16 protein-coding genes are annotated in these 18,844 nt (G+C 67.9%); 9 read left to right on the plus strand and 7 right to left on the minus strand.

What is annotated here, in order from left to right; all coding sequences use genetic code 11:
- Window positions 1–33 precede the first annotated feature (33 nt).
- Entirely contained in the window at window positions 34–903 is an 870-nt protein-coding gene (locus CQ050_RS05670) for a lysophospholipid acyltransferase family protein (protein ID WP_105555829.1), read from the minus strand.
- Window positions 904–1,189: 286 nt separating this feature from the next.
- On the opposite strand from CQ050_RS05670, the gene metK reads away from it, so the two are divergent.
- Window positions 1,190–2,353, plus strand: a complete 1,164-nt coding sequence (gene metK, locus CQ050_RS05675; RefSeq protein WP_105555830.1) for a methionine adenosyltransferase — start codon at window positions 1,190–1,192, stop codon at window positions 2,351–2,353.
- A gap of 93 nt (window positions 2,354–2,446) precedes the next feature.
- Here metK and CQ050_RS05680 read toward each other — a convergent pair whose 3' ends face one another.
- Together CQ050_RS05680 and CQ050_RS05685 are read right to left on the minus strand one after the other, a co-directional pair.
- Window positions 2,447–3,877, minus strand: a complete 1,431-nt coding sequence (locus CQ050_RS05680; RefSeq protein WP_105555978.1) for an amidase — start codon at window positions 3,875–3,877, stop codon at window positions 2,447–2,449.
- Between the two features lie 75 nt (window positions 3,878–3,952).
- Window positions 3,953–5,272, minus strand: coding sequence for an MFS transporter (locus CQ050_RS05685; RefSeq protein ID WP_105555831.1), 1,320 nt, complete (start codon window positions 5,270–5,272; stop codon window positions 3,953–3,955).
- A gap of 82 nt (window positions 5,273–5,354) precedes the next feature.
- Between CQ050_RS05685 and CQ050_RS05690 the strand changes: the two genes are divergently transcribed.
- Window positions 5,355–6,359: an Lrp/AsnC family transcriptional regulator gene (locus CQ050_RS05690; protein WP_105555832.1), complete on the plus strand. Its 1,005-nt coding sequence runs from the start codon at window positions 5,355–5,357 to the stop codon at window positions 6,357–6,359.
- Window positions 6,360–6,413: 54 nt separating this feature from the next.
- On the opposite strand, the gene CQ050_RS05695 is transcribed toward CQ050_RS05690, so the two are convergent.
- From CQ050_RS05695 to CQ050_RS05705, 3 genes are read right to left on the minus strand one after another with little or no spacing between them, the layout of a single operon-like run.
- Window positions 6,414–8,906, minus strand: coding sequence for a branched-chain amino acid ABC transporter ATP-binding protein/permease (locus CQ050_RS05695; protein WP_105555833.1), 2,493 nt, complete (start codon window positions 8,904–8,906; stop codon window positions 6,414–6,416).
- Complete coding sequence (locus tag CQ050_RS05700) at window positions 8,906–9,784, minus strand: branched-chain amino acid ABC transporter permease (RefSeq protein WP_105555834.1); 879 nt, start codon at window positions 9,782–9,784, stop codon at window positions 8,906–8,908. The genes CQ050_RS05695 and CQ050_RS05700 overlap by 1 nt, the downstream gene beginning before the upstream one ends.
- A gap of 26 nt (window positions 9,785–9,810) precedes the next feature.
- Window positions 9,811–11,001, minus strand: a complete 1,191-nt coding sequence (locus CQ050_RS05705; protein WP_105555835.1) for an ABC transporter substrate-binding protein — start codon at window positions 10,999–11,001, stop codon at window positions 9,811–9,813.
- 230 nt (window positions 11,002–11,231) lie between these two features.
- Here CQ050_RS05705 and CQ050_RS05710 point away from each other — a divergent pair, with 230 nt between their 5' ends.
- The 3 genes from CQ050_RS05710 to CQ050_RS05720 are packed head-to-tail and all read left to right on the plus strand — an operon-like array spanning window position 11,232 to window position 13,666.
- Window positions 11,232–12,194: a polysaccharide deacetylase family protein gene (locus CQ050_RS05710; RefSeq protein ID WP_199196737.1), complete on the plus strand. Its 963-nt coding sequence runs from the start codon at window positions 11,232–11,234 to the stop codon at window positions 12,192–12,194.
- A 49-nt stretch (window positions 12,195–12,243) separates the two neighbouring features.
- Window positions 12,244–13,023, plus strand: a complete 780-nt coding sequence (locus CQ050_RS05715; protein WP_105555836.1) for a GntR family transcriptional regulator — start codon at window positions 12,244–12,246, stop codon at window positions 13,021–13,023.
- 1 nt (window position 13,024) lies between these two features.
- Window positions 13,025–13,666 carry a flavin reductase family protein gene (locus CQ050_RS05720; protein ID WP_050446162.1) on the plus strand — a complete coding sequence of 214 codons (642 nt, stop codon included), beginning with the start codon at window positions 13,025–13,027 and terminating at the stop codon, window positions 13,664–13,666.
- A 10-nt stretch (window positions 13,667–13,676) separates the two neighbouring features.
- Here CQ050_RS05720 and CQ050_RS05725 read toward each other — a convergent pair whose 3' ends face one another.
- Window positions 13,677–14,600, minus strand: coding sequence for a LysR family transcriptional regulator (locus CQ050_RS05725; protein ID WP_105555837.1), 924 nt, complete (start codon window positions 14,598–14,600; stop codon window positions 13,677–13,679).
- 141 nt (window positions 14,601–14,741) lie between these two features.
- Between CQ050_RS05725 and CQ050_RS05730 the strand changes: the two genes are divergently transcribed.
- The 4 genes from CQ050_RS05730 to CQ050_RS05745 all read left to right on the plus strand — a co-directional run bounded on the left by CQ050_RS05730 (window position 14,742) and on the right by CQ050_RS05745 (window position 18,798).
- Entirely contained in the window at window positions 14,742–15,725 is a 984-nt protein-coding gene (locus CQ050_RS05730; protein WP_105555838.1) for a tripartite tricarboxylate transporter substrate binding protein, read from the plus strand.
- Window positions 15,726–15,817: 92 nt separating this feature from the next.
- Entirely contained in the window at window positions 15,818–17,239 is a 1,422-nt protein-coding gene (gene leuC / locus CQ050_RS05735) for a 3-isopropylmalate dehydratase large subunit (protein ID WP_105555839.1), read from the plus strand.
- Window positions 17,236–17,892 carry a 3-isopropylmalate dehydratase small subunit gene (leuD, locus tag CQ050_RS05740; protein ID WP_105555840.1) on the plus strand — a complete coding sequence of 219 codons (657 nt, stop codon included), beginning with the start codon at window positions 17,236–17,238 and terminating at the stop codon, window positions 17,890–17,892. Before leuC ends, leuD begins: the two co-directional genes overlap by 4 nt.
- Before the next feature lie 18 nt (window positions 17,893–17,910).
- A complete protein-coding gene (locus CQ050_RS05745) occupies window positions 17,911–18,798 on the plus strand; it encodes an alpha/beta fold hydrolase (protein WP_105555841.1) in 888 nt (295 codons plus the stop codon).
- Window positions 18,799–18,844 lie beyond the last annotated feature (46 nt).

Genomic DNA, 18,844 nt, shown 5'->3' on the forward strand with positions numbered 1-18,844 from the left:
TAAGACCGGGCTACTCGGAACGGGCGGCCGCTTTCACGAAGCGGCAGGGGGCGCCGTGCCGGCGTCGGGCGCGGGTGGGGCGCCGCGCGGGGTCTTGTAGCGGTTGTAGCTCCAGAGGTATTGCTGGGGGCAGCGGCGGATCAGCGTTTCCATCGAGGCGTTGATCAGGGCGGCTTGTGATTCGGGGTCGGCGGGCAGGGGTTCAGGCACTCGCACATAGTGGATGCGCCAGCCGCGGCCCTTGGGCAGCCGTTCGCCGGCGGTCAGGATGATGGGCACCCCGGTTTGCGAGGCCAGCTTGCTGGGCAGGGTCATGGTGTAGGCCAGACGCCCGAAGAACGGCACCCACACGCCGTCGCCCACGCTGGGCGCCTGGTCGGGCAACATGCCGACGGATTCGCCGCGGCGCAGCGCGCGCACGAACTCGCGCACGCCTTGCATGGTGGCGGGCACGGCGTTGACGGCGGAACTGTTGCGCGCCGTTTCCAGCAGCGGGGCCAGGATGTCTTTGCGCGGAGGACGGAACATCACCGTCATCGGCATCTGGCGGGCCAGGTAGCGCGCGGTGATCTCGAAGCAGCCCAGGTGGGGCGTCAGGAACAGGATGCCGCGGTTTTCGGCGCGGGCGGCGGTGACGATGTCGTTGTCGTCCGACACGACCTGCGCCAGGCTTTGTTCATTCCTGAACCAGACGCGTGGATTTTCCAGGATCATGGCGCCGGTTTCGGCCGCGGCCTGGCGGGCAAATGCGGCACCCGGGTAGCCGGCCTGGGCGGCGTTGGCCTGCAGGCGGCGACGGTATTTGCCTGGCCATGCGTAGACGGCAAGCCCGGCCAGGCGCCCGATGGCGTGCGCGACGGGTAGCGGCAGGGCGGCGAAGAGTCTGAACAGGGCAAGCAGCATTCGGCGGATGGGTCAGGGCGGGCACGGTCGTGCCGGGGGAATGCCGGCTTCCGGGAATATGCTTACATCCCGGGCTTGAGCATAAGTACGGCATTTTCGCTTAAAATGCGTTCAGTCGCCGAGTTAACCGACAACTTGCGGAGCGACGGCAGGGGTGCGGCGCCATGCGCGGCTCTTGCTGAATCCGCTAAAGCGTCGCGCCCAGATAGCGTATGCCATGCATTCCGGGGTGCAACGCGCCTCGTGAACCTATGCGCCGGCAAAGCCGGACCTTAAGGACGCATCTGTGGCCAATAACGATTTCCTCTTTACTTCCGAATCCGTCTCCGAAGGGCATCCCGACAAGGTTGCCGACCAGATTTCAGACTCGATTCTGGACGCCATCTTCACGCAGGATCCCAACGCGCGTGTCGCGGCCGAAACGCTGTGCAACACGGGCCTGGTCGTCCTGGCTGGCGAGATCACCACCACCGCCAACGTCGACTACATCCAGGTCGCGCGGGACACCATCCGCCGCATCGGGTACGACAACACCGAATACGGCATCGACTACAAGGGTTGCGCCGTGCTGGTTGCTTACGACAAGCAATCGCCCGACATCGCCCAAGGCGTGGACCGCAGTTCGGAAGACTATCTGAACCAGGGCGCGGGCGACCAAGGCCTGATGTTCGGTTACGCGTGCGATGAAACGCCCGACCTGATGCCCGCCCCGATCTGGTACGCGCACCGCCTGGTGCAGCGCCAGAGCGAACTGCGCAAGGACGGCCGCCTGCCGTGGCTGCGCCCGGATGCCAAGTCGCAAGTGACGTTCCGCTACGTCGATGGCCGCCCGGCGGAAGTCGATACGGTGGTGCTGTCGACGCAGCACGCGCCGGAAGTCACGCAAGAGACCATCCGCGAAGCCGTCATCGAAGACATCATCAAGCCGAGCTTCCCTGAAGGCCTGATCACGCCGGAAACGAAGTTCCTGGTCAACCCGACCGGCCGCTTCGTCATCGGCGGTCCGCAAGGCGATTGCGGTCTGACCGGCCGCAAGATCATCGTCGACACCTACGGCGGCGCATGCCCGCACGGCGGCGGCGCGTTTTCGGGCAAGGATCCTTCCAAGGTCGACCGTTCGGCCGCCTACGCCGCGCGCTACGTGGCCAAGAACATCGTGGCCGCCGGTCTGGCGCGCCAGTGCCAGGTGCAGGTCAGCTACGCCATCGGCGTCGCCGAACCGATCAACATCACCGTCTACACCGAAGGCACCGGCGTCATCCCCGACCACGAGATCGCCAAGCTGGTGCGCGAGCACTTCGACCTGCGTCCGAAGGGCATCGTGAACATGCTGGACCTGTTGCGTCCCATCTACGCGAAGACCGCCGCCTATGGCCACTTCGGCCGTTCCGAGCCGGAGTTCTCGTGGGAAGCCACGGACAAGGTCCAGGACCTGAAGAAAGCGCTGTAAAGCGGCGTGTCGACAAAGCCCCTGCAACGAGAGATGCAGGGGCTTTTTTCATGGGCCCGTCGCGCCAGGCGTTTGTTCGAACGCGAATCGTGCCTACAGCCCCCAGGCCGACAAGTCCGGCAGGCGTGGCGCGGGCGATAGCACGGGTTCCAGTGCGGCCGCGCAATCCAGCATGGCGGCGTCGCCGCCGGCGGGGGCCAGCAATTGGACGGCGAGGGGCATGCCGTCGTCGTCGAAACCCGCCGGCAAAGAGATCGCAGCTGCGCCCAGGAAGTTCGCGGGACGCAGCAGTTTGCCCAGACCGGCGTGGCGGACGTCTTCGGCGTCCAGCGCTTGCGCGGCCTGGTCGCAGGCAGGCATCAGCAAGGCGTCGATGCCCTGCATGGCGCTGGCGAACGCTGCCATGTCGGCCTGGCGCCGCAGCAGGGCGGCTTCATAGTCCGCTTGCGAAATCCGGCCGCCCGCGGCGATGCGCGCGCGCACGATTTCCCACAGGGGCGCCGCGGGGTTCTCGGCCAGCGCGCCGTAGTAGCGATAGGCCTCGTAGGCCAGCACCACCGAGTTGTCGTCCGCCATGCGCGCGAACGACAGCGCGGCGGGCGGGTGCCAGGCGGTGGGGGCAAGGCCCGCTTGCGTCAGGCGTTCTTGCGCGTGATGCCAGATGCGCAGGCCGGCATCGGTCAGCGGCGCGGGCCAGGCCTGGGGGGCCAGCACGGCTACCGCGGCGGACCGGCGCGGGGCGGGATGCCGCAGCGCGGTGAAGCAGGCGGTGGGCAAGGCCAAGGTGGCGGCATCGTCGACGTCCGGGCGGGCCAGCAGCTGCGTCAGCAAGCGGGCGTCCGCCACGTTGCGGGCCAGGGGACCCAGCACGTCCAGCGTGTCGGACAGCGGCAGGCAGCCGGCGCGGCTGATCATGCCGGAGGACGGTTTGTAGCCCACCACGCCGTTCAGCGCAGCCGGGGCGCGCACCGAGCCGCCCGTATCGCCGCCCAGCGCGATCGGCGCCAGCCCGGCCGCCACCGCCACGCCCGAACCGCTGGAGGATCCGCCCGGCGCGCGCGCGACGTGGGCGTCCCAGGGATTGCGCGCCGTGCCTTGGGTCGGGTTCTGGCCCGACAGCCCGAACGCGTATTCGGTCATGCGGGTCTTGCCCAGAATCACCATGCCTTGCGCGGCCAGCGCATGTACCACCGCCGAGGTCTCGCCGCTGATGACGCCTTGCCGGGTCTGCGACCCGCCGGTGGCGGACGTGCCCTGCCATTGGATGCTGTCTTTCACCGCCACCGGCACGCCATGCAGCGGGCCCATCAGAATGCCGGCGTCTTGCAGGCGGTCGGCGGCATCGGCCTGCGCCAGCGCGCGTTCGGCGGTGACTTCGCTGTAGGCGCCAAGCGCCGGGGCGCGGTGGATGCGGTCCAGGAAGTGCGTGGTGACCTCGCGGGAGCTCAGTTCGCGTTGGCGGATGGCGCGGGCGAGTTCGCGGGCGTCGCGGAAATGCAGGTCGATGTGGGCGTGTTCGGGCATGGTGCTCATGGAGAAAGAAAAAGCTCTCCGGCCCTTTGCGGGGCCGGAAAGCGTTTGCACGGGGCGCCTGGAGCGCTACTTCAGCGTCTGGCCCTTGGTCTCGGGCATGCGGATGAAAGTGATCAGCGTGATCACGGCGCCCGCCAGCACGTAATAGAAGAACCAGCGTTCCATCCCCTTGCTTTGCAGCCAGGTCAGCAGGTAGGGCGTGGTGCCGCCCAGCAGCGCGACGACCAGGTTGTATGGCGTGCCGATACCGACGGCGCGCACGCTGGTGGGGAACTGTTCCGACATGATGGCCGGCGCGATCGCCGTGTACATGGCATACAGCACCAGGCCGAACAGCTCCACCGCCAGGATCGAACCGAACGAGGGCCCAAGCGTCGTCATCAGGGGGTAGAAGAACACCAGGTAGCCGGTGGCGAAAAAGATCAGCTGCGGCTTGCGGCCGATGCGGTCCGAGAGGATGCCGAACAGCGGCTGCACCAGCATGAAGACGACCAGCGCGACGGTGTTGGCGGCGAACGCGGTCTTGGGGTCGGCGCCTACCTGGCGGATGGCGTAGGTGGGGACGTAGGCCACGAAGATGTAGAACGCGAACGTGGTCAGGACGGAGAAGCCCACGATGCGCAGCACTTCGCGCGGGTGATCGCGCAGCAGGGTGCGCAGCGGCTGCTTTTCGACGCCGGCTTTCTTGGCGTGCGAGAAGGCTTCGGTTTCCGGGATGGCACGGCGGATCCACATGCCGGCCAGGCCGCCCAGGGCGCCCAGCAAGAAGGGAATGCGCCAGCCCCACGACGCCATGTCGGCCTTGGTCAGCGTCGACGTCAGGATCCAGCCCACGGCGGAGGCGGCCAAAATGCCGACAGCGGCGCTGAAGAAGACGAAGCTGGAGTAGAAACCGCGTTTTTCGGGCGGCGCCATTTCAGCCAGGAAGGTCGTGGCCGAGGCATACTCTCCGCCCAGCGACAGGCCTTGCAAGAGGCGTGCGCCGGTCAGCAGCAGGGGGGCCGCAATGCCGATCGTGGCGTAGGTGGGGGTGATGGCGATGATGAGCGAGCCGCCCGCCATCATCAGGATCGTCAGGCCCAGCGCGGCTTTGCGGCCGTAGCGGTCGGAGAAGATGCCCAGCACCCAGCCGCCCACCGGGCGCATGAAGAAGCCCACGGCAAAGATGCCGAAGGTGGCCAGCAACGCCGTGGTCTCGTTGCCCGGCGGGAAGAACTGACTGGAGAAGAAAATGGCGAAAGAGGCATAGATGGTCCAATCGAACCATTCGACCGCATTGCCTACACTACCGGCCAGGATGGTGCGGGCGCGGGATACCGGCGCGGCGCTGGCCGATGCGGCGCTTGCTCCTTGCTTGCTGCGCAAGGTCGCGGAAGGGGTGCTCATGACGTCCTCAAAATAAGAATTTATTTTTGGTCAAAAAGACAATTTAATTTTATGTTTTTATCAATGCGCGAACGTTAGATTAATGAATATGGTCACGTCAAGTAAGGGTAAGCCCCTAATGCCAGCGCTGGATGACACCGATCTGGCCTGTCTGATTGCCTTGCAGTCGGACCCGCGCGCGTCCTGGCGCGAACTGGGCACGGCCACCGGCATCGCCGAGCGGACGGTGGCGCGCCGGCTTCGCCGCCTGATGGATGCGGACGCGCTGCGGGTCATCGCCGAGCCCGATCCGTTGGCCATGGGCCAGGGCGTGGTGTTGCATGCCTGGGTGCGCTGTCGTTCGGGCCGGGTGCCGGACGTGGCCGATCAGCTGGCGCGGCTGGACATCAGCCAACTGGTCGTCACCCTGGCCGGCACCGCCGACCTGATGGCCGAGCTGACCCTGGCGGACGCAGCCGACATGCCGGACGTGGTGACGCGCGTGTTGCCGTCGATTGACGGCGTGGAGCATGTGGAGGCGCGGCTGGTGTTGCGCCCCTTTCGCCGCGCGGGGCAATGGCGTATCCAGGCGCAGCCGGATGCCGCCGCCGAAACGCCGCCCGCGCAGCCCGCGGCGGCGTTGACCGAGCCGGAACAACGCATGGTCGCCCATCTGATGCGCGACGGGCGGGCCAGCCTGGCCGAGCTGGCTGAACAGGCCGGCGTCAGCGAACCCACGGCGCAGCGTCTGCTTCAGCATCTGGTCGAGCGGCGCGCGCTGAGTTTCCGCGTGGAGGTGGAACCGGCGCTGGTCGGCTTTCCGGTAGAGGCCGTGATCTCGGTGCAGGTGCGGCCGCAAGCGGTGGACGCGCTGGCCGCGCATCTGGCGCTGGACCCCAACACGCGATGCCTGTTCGGCACCAGCGGCGCGTCGCAGTTGTTCTGGCACGTGCTGTGCCGCGATAGCCTGCATCTGTGGGACGTGGTGACGCGCCGGCTGGGTGAACTGGATGGCGTGCTGAACAGCGAAGTTGGGGTGGTGATGCGCGCGCACAAGCGCTGCGGCATCGTGCGCGCCGGTGCGCGGCTGGGGGCGGACGCCCCGTAGTGGCTACCCCTCGCGGTGCGCGCGTGCGCGCGCCGCGAGGCCGCATCGGGCGCCCTACGCGCCCAGATAAGCGCGGGCCAGCGCGCCGTCCTGCGCGATTTCCGCCGCCGTGCCTTGCGCCGCGACGCGGCCGGACTCCAGCACATAGGCGCGGTCGGCCAGCGATAGCGCCAGCGCGGCCATCTGGTCCACCAGCAGAATCGTCATGGACTCCGCGCGCAGCCGGTCCAGCGCGTCGAACAACTCGTCGATGATCTTGGGCGCCAGGCCCAACGACGGTTCGTCCAGCAGCAGGATCACGGGCTTGGACATAAGGCCGCGTGCAATCGCCAGCATCTGCTGTTCGCCGCCGGACAAGAGGCCGGCGCGCTGGTGCAAGCGTTCACGCAGGCGCGGGAACCGCGTCAGCATCTCTTCCACGCGCGCTTCCCGGTCCTGGGGATGCAGGAAGGCACCCAGCCGGATGTTGTCCAGCACGCTCAGGCCAGGGAAGACTTGACGGCCTTCGGGCACCAGCACCAGGCCGCGCGCCACGATGCGGTCGGCGGCCAGGCCATTCAGTTCCTGCCCTTGCAGATGCATGCCGCCCTGCGCGGGCCGATGCAGGCCGGCCAGCGTGCGCATCAAGGTGGATTTACCCGCGCCGTTGGCGCCCAGCAGGGCCACCATTTCGCCCTGCCGTACTTGCAGGTCGATGCCGTGCAGCACGGGGTTGGCGCCATAACCCGTCACCAGATTGCCCACGCCCAGTACTTCGGGCGCGATGGGGGCGCCGGCTGGCCGCTGCCGGGATGCGGGGGCGCGCCCAGCGGCGTCATCGCCCAGGTAGGCCTGGCGCACGGCGGGCGATTGCTGGATGTCGGCGGGGCTGCCTTGCGCCAGCTCGCGGCCGGCGTCGATGGCAACGATATGGTCCGACACCCCCATCACCAGCGCCATGTCGTGTTCGACCAGCAACACGCCCGCGCCGGCCTCGGCGATGCGCCGCAGCAGCCCGGCCAGCCGCGTCTTGTCTTCGCGGGACAAGCCCGCCGCCGGTTCGTCCATCAGCAGGATGTCGGCATCGGTGGCCAGCGCGCGGGCAATCTCCACCAGGCGCCGATCCACGTGGGGCAGGTCGGCGGCGGGTACGTCCAGCGCGCCCTCGTAGCCGCAGAACGCCAACAGCGCGCGCGCCCGTTCGCGCACGTCCGGGGTTCGGAAGCGGCGCGACGCCAGCAGCCCGCCCAGCCGGCCGCGCACCATGCCCAGCGCCACGTTGTCTTCCACGCTAAGCGTGTCGAACAGCTGCGAGGTCTGGTAGGTGCGGCCGATGCCGCTGCGCGCCACCCGATAGGCCGGCAGGGCGGCCAGCGGCGTGTCGCCCAGCGTTACCGCGCCGGCGGTGGGCTGGTAGTAGCCGCTGAGCATGTTGATGACGGTCGACTTGCCTGCGCCGTTGGGTCCGATCAGCGCCGTCACGGCCGCCGGCGGCACGGCGAACGACACCGATTGCACGGCGCGCACGCCGCCGAAAGTCATGGTCAGCGCGTCGGCGCGCAAGATGCGCCGGGGGCGGCCGCCGGCTGGCATTGCGCTGCCCTGGCGCGGCGTCAGCGCATGGCTCGCCGCATTGCGGCGCCAGCGCGACAGCAGCCCGGCCACGCCGTCCGGCGCGGCCCACAGCACCACCAGCAGGAAGGCACCGAAGAACAGCAGGCGGTATTCCTCCAGGCTGGATAGCAGCTCTGGCAGCAGTCCGACGACGACCGCGCCCAGCAACGGTCCGGCCAGCGACCCCGCGCCGCCCAGCGTCACCGCCAGCACGAACAGGATGGACTGCATGAAGTTGAAGTTGTGCGGCGTGATCATGCCGGCCTGCGGCGCGTAGAGGCCGCCCGCCAGGCCCACCACCGCCGCCGACACCATGAACGCCACGGCCTTGACCGCCAGCGGATTGATGCCGATGGACTCGCTGGCCGTTTCGCTGTCTTTGACGGCGCGCATCGCCGCGCCCCACGTGCCGCGTGACAGCAGCGCGTAGGCCGCCAGCGCCGCGAACGCCGCCACGATGGCCAGCATGGCCACGCCGCGGTCCCCGCCGATGCCGGCCAGCGACGGTTGCACGATTCCCATCAGGCCGTTCTGGCCGCCGGTGAGGTCGCCGCCTTCGATCAGCGCGTGCTCGACGATGAAGCCGAAGGCGATGGTGATCATCGCCAGGTAAGGGCCTTTCACGCGCAGCGCGGGCAGGGCCAACAGCAGGCCGAAGGCGCCGGCGATAAGCGCCGCTGCCGGCCAGGCCAGCCAGAAGCTCCAGCCGGCCTGGCCGGTCAGGATCGCCACGGTGTACGCGCCGATGGCGTAGAAACCGGCGTGGCCGAACGACATCTGTCCGGTCAGCCCCAGCAGTACGTTCAGCCCGATGCCGGCCAGCGCCAACAGCGCCACATTGCCCAGCACGAACACGTAGTAGCCGTTGACGGTGGCCGCCAGGGCCAGGCCGGCCGCCGCCAGCAGGGCGTAGAGCGCCAGCGGCAGCCAGCGCGATGCAAGTCGCTTATTCATCAGACCTTCCTGACATCGGCGCGGCCGAAGAGTCCGTTGGGACGCACGGCCAGCATGACGATCACCAGCGTGAAGCTGATGATCTGGGTATATCCGGAGCCCAGCGCCACCGTGATCAGCGCTTCGACCACGCCGAACAGCAGGCCGGCGATCATCACGCCCCACGCGCTGGTAATGCCGCCCAGGATCGCGACGACAAAGGCCTTCAGGCCGAACAGCGTGCCCATGTCGGCCTGCACGTTGAACAGCGGCGCGACCAGCGCGCCCGCCACGCCGGCGAACAGCGTGGATACGGCAAATGCCGCCATGATGGCGCGGCGCACGGGAATGCCCATCAGCCGTGCCGCGCTGGGGTTCTGCACGACGGCCAGCAGCGCCACGCCCCAGCGCGTGCGGCGCGACAGCGTGTGCAGCGCTGCCGCCAGCACCAGCCCGACCAGCGGAATCAGCAGTTGCAACGGGTAGACGCCCAGGCCCAGCCCGCCGATTTCCAGCGGCGCCTGCGCCAGTGGCGACGGCAGGCTGCGCGGCTCTTTGCCGAACGTGAACATCACCACGTTATCCAGCACGATGCCGAGCGCCACCGTGGACATCAGCCAGGCGTTGGAGCCCCGGCTGGCGAACGGCCGCACGGCCAGCCGTTCGACCACCAGGCCGTACAGCGCGCACAGCGCCAGCGCCGCCAGCAAGGCGGGCGCCAGCGGCCAGCCCAGCGTCTGCGCGAACGTAAAGGTCAGCACGGCGCCCAGCATCATGGAACTGCCCTGGGCGAAGTTCACCGTGCCGGACACGGCGTAGGTCAGGTAAAAGCCCAGGGCCATCAGCCCGTACATGCTTCCCAGACCCAGGCCGCTGACGATGGCGGACATCAACAACATGCGCGTCTCCCGCGTGGACCAGCTGTTTACTGCGCGCCTTTGACGGGCAGGATGCGGTTGTCGATGAACTGCGTCCACACGTAATCGTCTTCGCGCAACGCATCGTGCGAAGTGGGCGTGAAGGGCTGTTCATAGGTTTTGATCAGGCCGTCGTACTTGCCGATCTTGTAGAAGCCCTGGCGCACCGCGTCGCCATCGGTCGAGCCGGCCTGCGCGATGGCCAGCGCGGCCAGCTGCATGCCGTCGTAGGCATTGGCCACGCCCACGGCAGGCGTGATGTCCTGCGGGCCCTTGATGTCGGAATACTTGGCCTTCAGCGCCTGCATCACCTTGTCGCCCACCGGGCCCTGCTTGCCGAAGAAGCTGTAGGTCTGCACGAAATGCACGTTCTTGGCGTTCGGGCCGGCCAGCTCGGTGAAGCGGCCACCCGCGGGGCCCCAGTGCGACACGATCGGCACCTTCCAGCCCATGCGGTCCAGCGACTTCACGACCTGCGCCGACGGGCCGACGTTGCCGACCAGGAACAGCGTGTCGGCGCCCTCGGCCTTCAGGCGGCTCAGTTGGGGCACCACGTCCAGGTCGTTGGGTTGGAATTTCTCGACGCCGGCGGGCGTGACCTTGGCCGCGGCCAGCGCGGCGTTCAGGCCTTTCTCGTTGGATTCACCCCAGGGGTTGTTCACGAGGATCATGCCCGGCTTGGCGCTCTGGAACGTCTTTTGCGCGTACTGGACCATCGCGCTGTCCACGATCTCGTCCATGGCCGACACGCGAAACACGAAGTTCGGGTTGCCCTTGTTTTGCGTGATGGCGGTGCCCGCCGCCCACGGCCCCATGAACGGCACCTTTTCCTGGTTCACGATGGGCACGATGGCCATCGAGACCGGCGTGTCCAGGCCGCCAAACAGCACGGCGACCTTTTCCTTGAAGATCAATTCACGCGCGGCGGCCATGCCCTTGGCGGGATTGCCTTCGTCGTCGCGCCGCACCAGCACGATCTGGCGGCCGCCCAACAGGCCGCCTTTCGCGTTGATCTCGTCGATGGCGATCGTCATGCCGCGCGTCAGCGCTTCGCCCGCTCGTGCCGACTCGCCGGACAGCGCCGTGATCAGGCCGATCTTGATGGGGTCGGCGGCAAGCGCCGGTTGCAGGGTCAAGCCGGCGGTGAAGAGGGCGGCGGCGGTGGCGCGAAGCAAAAAGGAACGGCGGGTCGGGACCATTGGGCACTCCTGGAAAAGTGGAACGGATCTTGCATGGGGTTAAGGGCTGCCTGGTTTCCCCATGCAAGATCCATGCCATCTGGTTCCAACCGGACGCCATGGGCAGTGATCGCTCTGCCACGAGGGGGAATGTGGCGTCTTCAGGCGTGGTTTGTCCGCGTCAGTTTCCAGTTTTGTCTACAAAGATCCCAAGATTTTGTTAACAATCATGCATCAGGATTTGCACCAAAATGAATCCAACCTCGCTTTCAAGCACTAATCCGGGGCGCGGCGACGCGTCCGCATGGACGCCCGCGCCGCTGGCCTGCCACGGCCGCTTCGCCTATCAGCCGATCACCGGCCGGGGGGATTACGCCTGGCCGAACGGCGCGCGCCTGGCCGTGTACCTGGGCTTCAACATCGAGCACTTCGCCTTTGGCGAGGGGTTGGGGGCTGAACTGGGACCGGCCTCGCCCCATCCCGACGTGCTGAACTACGCATGGCGCGAGTACGGCAACCGGGTGGGCGCGTGGCGCTGCCTGGAACTGTTCGACGAACTGCGCCTGCCCGCGGGCGTATTGCTCAACACCGCGCTGTACGAGCATTGCCCGGAATTGGTCGACGCCTTTCTGGCGCGCGGCGATGAACTGATCGGGCATGGCTACAGCAACGCGCATCGCCAGGGCGGCCTGCCCGAAGCGGAAGAAAGCGCGCTGCTGGCGCATTGCCGCGACCGCATCCGGCAGCACGCCGGCCAAGCGCCGGCGGGCTGGCTGTCGCCATGGATTTCGGAAAGCCGCGCCACGCCGGACCTGCTGGCCGAGGCGGGCTACCGCTACACGCTGAACTGGTGCCACGATGACCAGCCCATGCGGATGCGCACCCGCGCGGGCGATCTCTGGGCCATTCCGTATCCGCAGGAACTCAACGACATCCCGATGATCATGGGCCGCAAGATGGACGCCCGCGACTTTGCCGATATGATTCTTGATCAGTTCGAGGAAATGCGCGCGCAAGCCGTTCGCCAGCCCCTGGTGATGGGCATTGCGCTGCATCCCTATATCGTTGGGCAGCCGTACCGGTTGAGGCACCTGCGCCGGGCGCTGGCGCCGCTGGCGGCGGCGCGCGACCGGGGCGAGATCTGGTTCACCACGCCGGGCGAGATCTGCCGCCATGTGGATAGCCTGCCGTCCGGCGCGGTGGCCGCGCGCTGAGCCACCGGTTGTCCGATACCTTTTCTCCGTCCGCCCACCCGAGTCCCGCATGCCTACCCGTAGCCCAGCCCAACCCCGCGCCAAGCCCGCCGCTCGCAGCAAGCCGGCTGCCCCGCCCGTCGCCGCCCCGGACACCGCCGGCCACGGTGACGCGGCGCCGGACAGCGACATGGAGCGCCGCATCTGCGAAGCCGTGTACGAAAGCGTGATGAGCCAGCGGCTGACGCCTGGCACGAAGTTGCCCGAGGCCGCGATCTGCGAGTTGTTCGGCGTATCGCGGTCCGTGGCGCGCAAAGCCCTGCAGCGGCTGGCGCACGAGCACGTCGTGGATTTGCACCACAACCGCGGCGCGGTGGTGGCCGAGCCCACGCCCGAAGACACGCGGCAGATTTTCCAGGCGCGCCGCGCGCTGGAAGCGGCCTTGCTGCCCCTGGCCGTGGCCCGGGCCACCAAGGCCGACTACGCGTCGCTGCGCAAGCAATTGCGCGACGAACACGCCTTGCTGCACCGCGCCGGGCAGCCCGCGTGGGCCCGTCAGGCCAGTGCCTTTCACGTGCGTCTGGGCGAACTGTCCGGCAACGCGATCCTGCACGGCTATCTGGCCGAGCTGGTGTCGCGGTGCTCGCTGATCGTGGCGCTGTACGAGCCGCCCGGCAACGCCGCCTGCGAACATGGCGAGCACGTGCTGATCGTCGACCTGATGGAACGCGGTGACGTGGCGGAAGCCGTGAAGATCAATGACAACCACCTTGCGGACCTGGAGCGGCGTATCAGCCTTGAACGCCCGCAACCCGCGCAAACTCTTGCCCAGATGCTGGGACTGGCCTGACATGGAAATCGATTTCGACGCAATCACCGAATACCAGCGCTACAAGTTGATGGCCAGCCTGATCGTGCCCCGGCCGATCGCGCTGATCACCACCTTGTCCGAAACCGGCGTGGTCAACGCCGCGCCGTTCAGCATGTTCAACATGCTGGGCGAAGACCCGCCGATTGTCATGGTCAGCATCAACCGGCTGGAAGACGGCGGCTTGAAGGACACGGCGCGCAACATTGCCCGCGATAAGGAATTCGTGGTGCACCTGACCGACGAAGCGATGGCGGAAAAAATGCACCGCTGCGGCGACCGTCTGCCGGCGGACGTCAGTGAACTGGCCCACGCCGGGCTGGACGCCGCGCCCAGCCACCACGTCAAGCCGCCCCGCATCGTGCAGGCGCCGGTTGCCTTCGAATGCACGCTGTATGAAACGATGGAAACCGCCAGCCGGCAGATCTTCATTGGCCAGGTGCGCTGGCTGCATGCGCGCGATGGCCTGATCGACACGGAAACCTGGCGCGTGCGCCTGCAGGACTATTTTCCGGTGGGGCGTTTCGGCGCAAGCTTCTACGTCACGACGCGCGACCGCTACGCGATCGGCGCGGGGGACGCGCCGGCGGGAACGGCGGCCAGCACCGCGATCGACGAAATCTAAGGCGGCGCCTTCACCACACCGCGCCGTGGCCGCCCGGCGGGCGCAGGTGCCGGGCGAAGCGCTGCGTCAGGAACTCCACGAACGCGACTGTCTTGGCTGGCAGGTTCAAGCGTTCGGGATACAGCGCGTGAATGTCGGCGGACGGCGTGCGCCAATCCGCCAACACTTCGCGTAGCCGGCCCGCGCGCAGGTAGGCCGCGGTTTCCCATTCGGACCGCATGACGATGCCGTGGCCGTCCAGCGCCCATTCCAACGCGCTTTGGCCGTCATTCGAACTGACCGGGCCGCGCACTTTGACGGTTTCGGCGCGTTGGCCGGATTCCAAGCGCCAGGTGCCGTAGGCCACGTCGTTCTCGCGCACCACGATGCAGCGGTGGCGCTGCAGGTCGCCCGGCGCGCGGGGTTCGCCGTAAGTGTCGAGGTAGCGGGGCGACGCGCAGAGCAGCCGCCGGTTGGATGCGATCTTGCGTGCGGTCAGTCGGGCGTCGGGCAGGTCGCCGAAACGCACGGCCACGTCGAAGCCTTCCTCGATCAGGTTCAGCGGCCGGTCCGTCAGCCGCATCAAGACTTCGACGTCCGGGAATTGGCGCGCGAAGTCCGACACGGCCGGCACGATGTGGGCGCGCCCGAAACCGAACGTGGCGTTCAGCCGCAGCAGGCCCTGCGGCTGGGCGCGGGCACTTGAGACCGACCGTTCCAGGGCTTCCAGGTCAGCCAGGATGCGGGTGCCTTCCGCCAGATACAGCTCGCCCTCTTGCGTGACGCTGACCCGCCGCGTAGTGCGGTTCAGCAGCCTGACGCCCAGGCGCTGCTCCAGCCGGGCCAATCGCGTGCTGATGGCGGGCGGCGTCAGGCCCAGTTCGCGCGCGGTGGCGGACAGGTTGCCGTGCTTGACCACCAGCGAGAAGAAGGCAAGGTCGGAAAGGGCGTCCATAGGCGGGCCTGGTAATCGCTATTTATAAATTGAATTTAATAAAGATTTAGTCTTGGTCGCAATTATAAGAATTAAACCGGCTTATACACTGGCCCTACCGATATAGAGCCGCACCCACGCGGCCAACCGAGGAGACCAGGAATGAAATTCAAACCCGTGGCCGGCGCGGTCTGCGCCGCCCTTGCCGTTGCATCCTGTTGGAGCTTTCCCGCCGTGGCCGCCGACGCGTTCCCCGAGCGCGCCGTGACGCTTGTCGTGCCGTTCGCGCCTGGCGGCAGCGTGGACATCGCCGCGCGGCTGATTTCAGACGCGTGGGGCCGAGCCCTCGGCCAGAGCGTGATCGTGGAGAACCGGGCCGGCGCTTCCGGCAACATCGGCATGGCCGCCGTGGCGCGCGCCCAACCCAACGGCTATACGCTGGCGATCAACACGATGTCGCTGGCCATCAACCCCGCGTTGTTCAAAGAGATGCCGTTCGACACCAGAAAGGATCTGCGGTCGGTGGGCACGGTAGGCACGTCGCAGCACGTGCTGACGGTGACGAACGCGTTGCCGGTCGCCAGCGTGAGCGAGCTGCTGGCCTATGTCCGCGCGCGGCCCGCCAATGACCTGAGCTTCGGTTCCGCGGGCACGGGAAGCACCTTCCACATGGCCGCCGAACTGTTCAAGTCCGTGTCCAAGACGCAGATCTTGCATGTGCCGTACAAGGGCGGCGGCCCGGCCATGGTGGACACCATCAGCGGCCAGGTGCAGATGAGCTTCCCCGTGCTGTCCGCGGCCAAGCCGCAAGTCGACGGCAAGAAGCTCCGCGCGCTGGGCGTGACGGGCACCACGCGCTCGCCGCTGCTGCCCGACGTGCCCACCATCGCGGAATCCGGCCTGCCCGGCTACGCGTTCAACACCTGGTTCGTGGTCAGCGCGCCGGCCGGCACGCCGCAAGCGGTGATCGATACGCTGAACGCCAAGCTGGCCGAAGCGCTGCAGTCGCAGGCACTGAAAGACCGCATGCAGAAGGAAGGGTTCGATCCCCTGATTTCCACGCCGGCCAAGACGGACGACATGGTGGCCGCCGAGATGACGCGCTGGGCGGGCATCGTGAAGGACGCCGGTATCCAGGCCAACTAGCGGTAATGCGAGGCGCCTGTCAGGTTGACAGGCCCTTGCCGCAAGATGCGCCCGCGGTCGGTCGCGGGCACTGCAATCAAGGACGACAAGACATGCCCGGCATGACGCTATACGACAAACTGGTGGCCAGCCATGAAGTGGCCCGCATCGACGACGAGCACATCCTGCTTTATGTCGATCTGCACATCATGAACGAATACACCAGCCCGCAAGCCTTCAGCGGCCTGGCCGCGCGCGGCAGGGCCGTGTTGCGGCCGGGCCAGCAGATGGCGGTGGTGGACCACATCATTCCCACGCACCCGGTGCCGTCGGCGCTGCGCGTCATCGCCGACGATGCCTCGTCGCGCCAGGCCCTGAACCTGAAGCACAATTGCGACGCCCAGCGCATCGCGCTGTTCGACACCACCGACCCGCTGCAAGGCATCGAACACGTGATCGCGCCCGAACACGGCATGATCCTGCCCGGCATGGTGGTGTTGTGCGGCGACAGCCACACCACCACCTATGGCGCGTTGGGCGCGTTGGGCTTCGGCATCGGCACGTCGGAAGTCGAACACATCCTGGCCACGCAGACGCTCGTCTACCGCGTTGCGCGCAACATGCGCGTCCGGGTCGACGGCGTGCTGGGCGCTGGCGTGTCCGCCAAGGACCTGGTCATTTATCTGGTGCATCGCATCGGCGCTCAAGGCGCGCGGGGGCACGCCGTGGAGTTCTGCGGCGCGGCGATCGACGCGTTGTCGGCCGAAGCCCGCATGACCCTGTGCAACATGACCGTGGAGGCCGGTGCGCGCGCCGCGCTGATCGCGCCGGATGCGACCACCGACGCGTATGTCACCGCGCATGCGCCCCACTTGCGCGGCGAGGCGTTGCGCGCGGCGCGCGGCTATTGGGCCACGCTGCGCACCGACGACGGTGCGGCGTTCGATGTCGAACACGTGTTCAACGCGGCCGACATTGCGCCCTTTGTCACGTGGGGCACCAGCCCCGATCAGGCCATGCCGATCACCGGACGGGTGCCGGATCCGCAGGCGGAGCCCGACACGCTGGCCCGGCTGGCGTTGGAAAAGGCCATGGACTACATCGGCCTGGCGCCCGGTATGCCGATCGCCGGCGTGCCGATCGACCGGGTGTTCATCGGTTCTTGCACCAACGGCCGCATTGAAGACCTGCGCGTGGTCGCGGCGATGGTGCGCGGCCGCAAGGTTGCCGCCGGCGTGCGGGCGATGGTCGTGCCGGGGTCGGGCGCGGTGCGCGCGCAGGCCGAAGCCGAGGGGCTGGCCGCGCAACTGATCGACGCCGGCTTCGAATGGCGCCAGCCGGGCTGTTCGATGTGCCTGGCCATGAACGACGACGTGCTGCGGCCCGGCGAGCGCTGCGCCTCCACCACCAACCGCAATTTCGAAGGACGCCAGGGGCGGGCAGGGCGCACGCACCTGATGAGCCCCGCCATGGCGGCGGCGGCCGCGCTGGCCGGCCGCATCGTTGACGCCCGCGACTGGGAGCAAGCCAAATGAACCCGCTGATCGAAGGCATCGCCGCGCCGCTGCCGTTTTCCAATCTGGACACCGACCAGATCATGCCCAAGCAGTTCCTGCGCATCATCGACAAGGCCGGGCTGGATCGTGGCCTGCTGTATGACCTGCGCTTTGACGAAGATGGCGCGCCACGCCCCGGCTTCGTCCTGAACCAGGACGCCTACGCGGGCACGTCGCTGCTGGTGGCCGGCCCCAACTTCGGCTGCGGCTCCAGCCGGGAACATGCGGTGTGGGGCTTGCAGCAGTTCGGCATCCGCGCGGTGATCGCGCCGAGCTTTGGCGAGATCTTCTACTTCAACGCGCTGAACAACGGCCTGCTGCTGGTCAGCCTGCCGCCGGCCGAGGTCGACGCGCTGCTCGCGCGGGTGTCCAATACGGGCGTGGCGGGCGGCAACCGCATGGCCGTCGACGTGATGGCGGGCCAGGTCCGTGCCGCGGACGGCTGGACGGCGGGCTTCACGTTGCCGGAACGGCATCGCCGCATGTTCGCGCAAGGGCAGGACATGGTGGGCGCGTCGCTGGCCCAACTGCCCGAGGTGGAACGTTTCGAAGCGGCCCACTGGGCGCGCCACCCCTGGATGAAGGACGTGGCGCGCACGGTGCGCGACCGTCTGGACGCCGGGCGACAGTAACAACAGGAGGCAGTACCCATGACCGCATTCTTCGACCTGCCCGTGCGCCGCATCCCGGCCGACGGCATAGACATTGCCGCGCGCATCGACGGGTCAGGGCCGCCGCTGCTGTTGCTGCATGGCCATCCGCAAACGCATGCCATCTGGCACCGCGTGTGGCCCGAGCTGACGCGGCATCGCACCTGCGTGGCGGCCGACCTGCGCGGTTACGGGGACAGCGACAAGCCCGCGGCCACGGCGGATCATTCCGCCCATTCCAAGCGTCAGATGGCGGCCGACATGATCGCGGTGATGCGCGCGCTGGGCCATGAGCGCTTCGAGGTGCTGGCGCACGACCGCGGCGCCCGGGTGGCGCATCGGCTGGGGCTGGATCATGCCGGCGCCGTGTCCCGCATGATGTTGCTGGACATCGCGCCCACGCTGGACATGTACGAGGGCACGACGCGGGCGTTTGCGCAGGCCTACTTCCACTGGTTCTGGCTGATCCAGCCGGCACCGGGGCCGGAAACCATGATCGGGCACGACCCCGTGTTCTACCTGCGCTCGGTGATGGGCGGCCGGCCCGGCGGCCTGGCGCATTTTTCCGCGCAGGCCATGGCGGAATATGAGCGCGCGGCCCGGCAGCCCGGCTGGGCCACGGGCTTGTGCGAGGACTACCGCGCGTCGGCCACGCTGGACCTGGACCATGACAGCGCCAGCCGCGCCGCCGGCGAGCGCTTGCGGATGCCGGTGCGGGCGCTATGGGGCGAGCGTGGCGCCGTCGGCAAGAATTTCGACGTGCTGGGGCTGTGGCGCGCGGTCGCCGACGAGGTCTCGGGGGGATCGCTGCCCGGGGCGCACTATCTGGCCGAAGAAACCCCCGACGCGCTGCTGGAAGAGGCGGGTGCGTTCTTTGGATGGCGGTAGCCCAGGCTGTCAATCAAGCCAGGGCGGGCGATAGGGCTATCCAATA

Origin of the sequence: Achromobacter sp. MYb9 (genome assembly GCF_002975275.1) — a bacterium.
GTDB lineage: Bacteria > Pseudomonadota > Gammaproteobacteria > Burkholderiales > Burkholderiaceae_B > Achromobacter.

Coding starts and splice junctions, on each gene's coding strand:
- CQ050_RS05670 (WP_105555829.1), bottom strand. CDS start 903: ATGCTGCTTGCCCTGTTCAGACTCTTCGCCGCCCTGCCGCTACCCGTC.
- CQ050_RS05680 (WP_105555978.1), bottom strand. CDS start 3,877: ATGCCCGAACACGCCCACATCGACCTGCATTTCCGCGACGCCCGCGAA.
- CQ050_RS05685 (WP_105555831.1), bottom strand. CDS start 5,272: ATGAGCACCCCTTCCGCGACCTTGCGCAGCAAGCAAGGAGCAAGCGCC.
- CQ050_RS05690 (WP_105555832.1), top strand. CDS start 5,355: ATGAATATGGTCACGTCAAGTAAGGGTAAGCCCCTAATGCCAGCGCTG.
- CQ050_RS05695 (WP_105555833.1), bottom strand. CDS start 8,906: ATGAATAAGCGACTTGCATCGCGCTGGCTGCCGCTGGCGCTCTACGCC.
- CQ050_RS05700 (WP_105555834.1), bottom strand. CDS start 9,784: ATGTTGTTGATGTCCGCCATCGTCAGCGGCCTGGGTCTGGGAAGCATG.
- CQ050_RS05705 (WP_105555835.1), bottom strand. CDS start 11,001: ATGGTCCCGACCCGCCGTTCCTTTTTGCTTCGCGCCACCGCCGCCGCC.
- CQ050_RS05710 (WP_199196737.1), top strand. CDS start 11,232: ATGAATCCAACCTCGCTTTCAAGCACTAATCCGGGGCGCGGCGACGCG.
- CQ050_RS05715 (WP_105555836.1), top strand. CDS start 12,244: ATGCCTACCCGTAGCCCAGCCCAACCCCGCGCCAAGCCCGCCGCTCGC.
- CQ050_RS05720 (WP_050446162.1), top strand. CDS start 13,025: ATGGAAATCGATTTCGACGCAATCACCGAATACCAGCGCTACAAGTTG.
- CQ050_RS05725 (WP_105555837.1), bottom strand. CDS start 14,600: ATGGACGCCCTTTCCGACCTTGCCTTCTTCTCGCTGGTGGTCAAGCAC.
- CQ050_RS05730 (WP_105555838.1), top strand. CDS start 14,742: ATGAAATTCAAACCCGTGGCCGGCGCGGTCTGCGCCGCCCTTGCCGTT.
- leuC (WP_105555839.1), top strand. CDS start 15,818: ATGCCCGGCATGACGCTATACGACAAACTGGTGGCCAGCCATGAAGTG.
- leuD (WP_105555840.1), top strand. CDS start 17,236: ATGAACCCGCTGATCGAAGGCATCGCCGCGCCGCTGCCGTTTTCCAAT.
- CQ050_RS05745 (WP_105555841.1), top strand. CDS start 17,911: ATGACCGCATTCTTCGACCTGCCCGTGCGCCGCATCCCGGCCGACGGC.